This window comes from Nocardioides pelophilus (assembly GCF_014180685.1).
GTDB lineage: Bacteria > Actinomycetota > Actinomycetes > Propionibacteriales > Nocardioidaceae > Nocardioides > Nocardioides pelophilus.
Genome location: NZ_JACEHF010000174.1, coordinates 3,600 through 8,393, shown reverse-complemented (window position 1 = coordinate 8,393; position 4,794 = coordinate 3,600). Strand labels below are relative to the sequence as shown.

The 4,794-nt window shown below is 72.2% G+C and carries 8 protein-coding genes; 6 read left to right on the top strand and 2 right to left on the bottom strand.

The annotated features are described in order from the left end of the window. The 4 genes from H0488_RS19800 to serA form a co-directional block, all read left to right on the top strand. The coding region (locus H0488_RS19800) for a cobalamin biosynthesis protein (RefSeq protein WP_183100951.1) at window positions 1-370 on the top strand (370 nt) is incomplete at its 5' end. A gap of 25 nt (window positions 371-395) precedes the next feature. Then, window positions 396-677 carry a DivIVA domain-containing protein gene (locus H0488_RS19795; protein ID WP_183100952.1) on the top strand — a complete coding sequence of 94 codons (282 nt, stop codon included), beginning with the start codon at window positions 396-398 and terminating at the stop codon, window positions 675-677. Window positions 678-755: 78 nt separating this feature from the next. Further along, a complete protein-coding gene (locus H0488_RS19790) occupies window positions 756-1,628 on the top strand; it encodes a chymotrypsin family serine protease (protein ID WP_312856445.1) in 873 nt (290 codons plus the stop codon). 44 nt (window positions 1,629-1,672) lie between these two features. After that, the gene (serA, locus tag H0488_RS19785; protein ID WP_183100949.1) at window positions 1,673-2,866 is read left to right on the top strand and encodes a phosphoglycerate dehydrogenase; all 1,194 of its coding nucleotides are present in this window, start codon (window positions 1,673-1,675) and stop codon (window positions 2,864-2,866) included. A gap of 3 nt (window positions 2,867-2,869) precedes the next feature. Here the strand turns inward: serA and H0488_RS19780 are convergent, their stop codons facing one another. Next, entirely contained in the window at window positions 2,870-3,673 is an 804-nt protein-coding gene (locus tag H0488_RS19780) for an isocitrate lyase/PEP mutase family protein (RefSeq protein ID WP_183100948.1), read from the bottom strand. 100 nt (window positions 3,674-3,773) lie between these two features. Here H0488_RS19780 and H0488_RS19775 point away from each other — a divergent pair, with 100 nt between their 5' ends. Continuing rightward, a complete protein-coding gene (locus H0488_RS19775) occupies window positions 3,774-3,926 on the top strand; it encodes a hypothetical protein (protein ID WP_183100947.1) in 153 nt (50 codons plus the stop codon). A gap of 28 nt (window positions 3,927-3,954) precedes the next feature. Here the strand turns inward: H0488_RS19775 and H0488_RS19770 are convergent, their stop codons facing one another. Further along, window positions 3,955-4,275: a hypothetical protein gene (locus H0488_RS19770; RefSeq protein WP_183100946.1), complete on the bottom strand. Its 321-nt coding sequence runs from the start codon at window positions 4,273-4,275 to the stop codon at window positions 3,955-3,957. 194 nt (window positions 4,276-4,469) lie between these two features. Here H0488_RS19770 and H0488_RS19765 point away from each other — a divergent pair. Further along, window positions 4,470-4,794 (top strand): hypothetical protein (locus tag H0488_RS19765; protein ID WP_220794813.1); only part of this gene is annotated, 325 nt, incomplete at its 3' end.

Here is a 4,794-nt window from a genome sequence, read left to right as displayed (position 1 = left end):
GCGCTTCGGCTGGGCGGCGGCCCGGCTCGACGACGTACTCAACCTGCCCGGCTCCCGTCTCACCGCCACGCTGGCCGTCGTGCTCGGCGAGAACCCTGCGGCGGCGTGGCGCGCGTGGCGGCGCGACGCCGCAGCGCACCCGAGCCCGAACGCCGGCCCGGTCGAGGCGGCCTTCGCCGGCTCGCTCGGTGTCCGCCTGGGCGGCACCAACATGTACGGCGCCCGCACCGAGCACCGGGCAGTCATGGGCGACGGCTGCTCCCCCGACCGCGCCGACCTCGCCCGCGCCCGCCGGCTGGCGCGCCGGGTCGGCCTCGGTGCGGTGCTGGTCGCGGCTGTCGCGGCGGTCGCCCGCGCTGAGCGACCCTGAAGGCCACGTCCCTGATACTTGGCCGATGACCCAGCGATCATCAGAGCCACCGACCCCCCTCCGCGAGCTGAGGTTCAGCCGCGTCCGGTTCCGAGAGGGCTACGACGTGGTCGAGGTCGACGACTTCCTCCGCCGCGCCCACCACGCACTGGAGTCCGGGGACGGGTCGGTGTCCGCGCAGGACGTGCGCGAGGCCCGGTTCAGCCCGGTGCGGCTCCGGGAGGGGTACGACATGGGCCAGGTCGACCTCGAGCTCGACCGCGTCGCGGCGGCGCTCGAGCCACGGGAGCGGCCGGCTGACGCCTGACGGGCCTCGGGAGCGTGACCATCGGGGCGGACTCCAGTTGTAGAACGTGTACTCGTCTCTCGATTGAAAGGGTCCGATGTGATCTCTCGGGTTCGTAGTCTCGCCGTCGCAGGCGCCGTCAGCCTCGCCGTCACCGGTCTGGCCGTCTCCACCGATTCCGCGGCTCACGCCGCGCCCACCTGGGCGCCGGCAGCCACCGCGGCCATCACGCCCGGTGTGCAGACCAACACCGACGGCTCCGGTCAGTGCACCGCCAACTTCGTGTTCACCGACTCCGCCGGAAACGTCTACCTCGGCCAGGCAGCGCACTGCTCCGGCACGGGTGCCGCGACCGACACCGACGGCTGTGACGCCGGCACCCTGCCCCTCGGCACGGCGGTGACCTTCAACCGCGGCGGCAGCCTGCTCAGCTCCGGCACCCAGGTCGGGACGGGCACCCTCGCCTACTCGTCGTGGAACACGATGCAGGCCCGCGGCGAGACCGACGCGAACACCTGCGCGTACAACGACTTCGCGCTGGTCAAGGTCAGCGCGGCCGACGTCGCGAAGGTGAACCCGACCGTCCCGTTCTGGGGCGGACCGATGGGCATCAACACCACCGGGACCGCTGCCGGTGACCCCGTCTACAGCTACGGCAACTCCGGACTGCGGTTCGGCGTGGAGGAGCTGTCGCCGAAGACCGGCTACAGCCTCGGCCAGGACCCGGCTGACGGCGGTTGGACGCACCCGCTCTACACCCTGACGCCCGGCGTGCCCGGAGACTCCGGCAGCGCGTTCCTGGACGGTTCGGGCAACGCCGTCGGCACCCTCTCGACCCTGGGTCTCGCACCCCTGCCGGCGTCCAACAACATCGGCGACCTGGCCCACGAGCTCGCCTACGCCCAGCAGTACTCGGGCATCGCCGGGCTGCAGCTGGCGCTCGGCACGGAGCCGTTCGACTCGTCCCTCTAGGAGCCGCGCGCGTACGGCGTCGCGGGCGCCGTACGGTTGTCTCCGTGAAGGCACTGCTCCTCGAGAACATCCACCCAGCGGCCGTCGACGTCCTGGAGGGCCGCGGCTACCAGGTGGACCTGCGTCCGGGGGCGATGTCGGAGGACGAGCTCTTCGAGGGACTCGCCGACGTCAACCTGCTCGGGATCCGCTCCAACACCACGGTGACCGCCGAGGTGTTGGAGCGGGCTCCCCTGCTGGAGGCAGTCGGCTGCTTCTGCATCGGCACCAACCAGGTCAACCTCGGTGCCGCGGCGGAGCGGGGCATCGCGGTGTTCAACGCGCCCTACTCCAACACCCGCAGCGTCGTGGAGCTCGTGATCGGCGAGATCATCGCGCTCGCGCGCCGGCTCCCCGAGAAGACCCAGCGGATGCACGACGGCGTGTGGGACAAGTCCGCCCGCGGCAGCCACGAGGTCCGCGGCCGGACGTTGGGGATCGTGGGCTACGGCAACATCGGCACCCAGCTGTCGAACGTGGCCGAGGCGCTCGGGATGCGGGTGGTCTTCTACGACAAGGCGGACCGCCCGGCCCACGGGACCGCCCGCCGGGCCCACTCGCTGGCGGAGCTGCTGAGCGTCGCCGACGTCGTCAGCCTCCACATCGACGGCCGGTCGGGGAACGCGGGCTTCTTCGGCCCCGACGAGTTCGCCGCCATGAAGCCGCGCGCCCTCTTCATCAACGCCTCGCGCGGGATGGTGGTCGACTACGACTCCCTGCGCGACCACGTCCTGTCCGGGCACATCGCGGGTGCGGCGGTCGACGTCTTCCCGACCGAGCCGAAGGCCCAGGGCGACCCGTTCGAGTCCGTGCTGCGCGGCCTCGACAACGTCATCCTCACGCCGCACATCGGCGGCTCCACGCAGGAGGCGCAGGAGGAGATCGGCTGGTTCGTGGCGGAGAAGCTCGCGCGTTTCGCGCTCGAGGGCAGCACCGCGCTGTCGGTCAACCTGCCCTCGGTCCTCCCGCCGCCGCTGACCCCCGGTCGCCGGCTGGGACTGCTCCACCACAACGTCCCCGGCGTCCTGGCCGAGCTCAACAACGCCTTCGCCGCCGCCGGCGACAACGTGATCGACCAGCACCTCTCCACCAGGGACCAGCTCGGCTACGTCGTCACCGACGCGTCCGACCCCCTGTCCACCGAGGCCATCGAGCACCTGCGCGGTTCCGAGTACTGCGTGTGGACGCGCACCTGGTAGCAGTCAGCCGAACAGCGCGTCCACGTTCGGGAGCCCGACGAACCGGGAGACGGTACCCGTGTCCGCGAGCTCCTTGGCCGCCTCGAGGAAGCCGCCCCAGGCGGTGCGCGCGAGCGTGCCGCCGACGCTGATCCGTCGCACCCCCAGGTCAGCGGCCTCGGCGACCGTGATGAACGGTGCGTTGATCAGCAGGTTCACCGGCTTGGGTGCCACCGCGGTGACGACGGCGGCGACGTGGTCGAGGGACTCGATCCGTGGGGCGTAGAGGCAGTCCGCGCCGGCCTCGGCGTACGCCTGCAACCGGCGGACGGTCTCGTCGATGTCGGGGCGTCCGCACACGAAGCCCTCGGACCGGCCGGTGAGGAGTACGCCGGTGCCGGACCCGTCGATCGCCCGGCGGGCGGCTCGCACCCGCTCGACGGCGAGGTCGAAGTCGTACAGCGGGTCGTCCGGGTCGCCGGACGAGTCCTCGATCGAGAGCCCCGCGATGCCCGTGGCCGCCGCGAGCCCGACGTTGGTGGCCACCTGCTCCGGGTCGGCCGCGAAGCCGTCCTGGAAGTCGGCATTGACCGGCAGCCGCACCGCACCGGCGACCGCCCGCAGGTGGTCGAGCGACTGCTCGAGGCTGATCTGGTTGTCCGCCAGCCCCAGCGTCCACGCCACCCCGGCGCTGGTCGTGGCGAGGGCCGGGAAGCCGAGCTGCTCGAGAGCCCGGGCGCTTCCCACGTCCCAGGGGTTCGGCATCACGAAGCACCCCGAGCGGTGCAGGTCGTGGAAGGCAGAGATCCGTTCGTCGCGCGCGTCCATGCCTCACCTCACCACTTTCTGGGGGCCGGGTGTCGAAATCGGCCGGTCGCGTTCGTGGACGAGGTGAGGCTCCACCCACCGCTCGACAGGAGGCACGACCATGGGGAACACCATCCCGACCGACCAGACCCACTTGACCCACGACCTGCCGTGCCACGGCTGCGGGCACGCCGTGCACACCTACCTGCCGTGCAGCGACCTGTGCGCGTGCGCCGTCAACTCGCTGCCCGGCGCGGTCCCGCTCGCTGCGTGAGGGTCGCGAGCCGCAGTCAGCCGGTCGCTCAGACCGGCGCGGGCCGGGTGCCGAGGCCGTGGGCCAGCGCCCACTCGGCTGCGCGCTCGGCGAAGACGGCGTGTGCCGACAGGAGCGCCGTGTGGGCCGACGAGCCCACCGCGGGGATGGCGCTGATCGCCGCCGCCCGGTGGCGCAGCTCGAACAGCTGGTGCGGGGAGCCCTCGGGCAGCATCTCGAGCGCGATCCGCATGCTGACCGCGGCCGTGAGGAGCCGTTCGGCGACGCCCGGATCGGCGGCCCTGGCCGCCACTCGCTCCACGGAGCGCACGTAAGACCTGGTCGCGGTCGCGATGTGCATCGTGCTCATCGGGGGCTCCTCTCGGTCTCAGTATAAATCTCAGCGTCCGCTGCCGGCTGTTTCTTCCATCGGCCGGTGGTGGCCCGGTGTGAGGTCGGGCACCGAGGGTCGGGCACCGGCCCCGGACCCGATAGGTCCTCCGAACCGGCAGATTGCGTCCCTGCCGCGTGCAACCATCGGGCATGGTCGAGCGTCATTCAGTCGTGCAGTCGCTTCGCGCCGCCCGAGCGCCCCGAGTCCGCCGTACCCTCCTCGCGCTCGCGGCCTGCGCCGCCACCGCACTGGCCACCACCCCCGCCGGCGCGGAGGCTCCCGCTGCCACCGCGTCGGCTGCCCCGCTCGCGGCCGCCGCGCAGCCGGACGACTCCGACTGGCAGGTGGTCGATCTCGGCAACGGCAGGTTCCAGGTCTCCTGGACGGCCCGACAGGACCTGCCGACCGGATCGGACCGCCCGACCATCACCGGTGACGGGTTGTCCTTCGGACCGTCGACGGTCACCGCCGACGGCCGGACCGTGACCGCCGTCG

What these genes read in the sequence shown, in the direction of transcription:
- H0488_RS19795 (WP_183100952.1), top strand. Translation starts at nt 396, where the DNA reads ATGACCCAGCGATCATCAGAGCCACCGACCCCCCTCCGCGAGCTGAGG.
- H0488_RS19780 (WP_183100948.1), bottom strand. Translation starts at nt 3,673, where the DNA reads ATGGACGCGCGCGACGAACGGATCTCTGCCTTCCACGACCTGCACCGC.
- H0488_RS19775 (WP_183100947.1), top strand. Translation starts at nt 3,774, where the DNA reads ATGGGGAACACCATCCCGACCGACCAGACCCACTTGACCCACGACCTG.
- H0488_RS19770 (WP_183100946.1), bottom strand. Translation starts at nt 4,275, where the DNA reads ATGAGCACGATGCACATCGCGACCGCGACCAGGTCTTACGTGCGCTCC.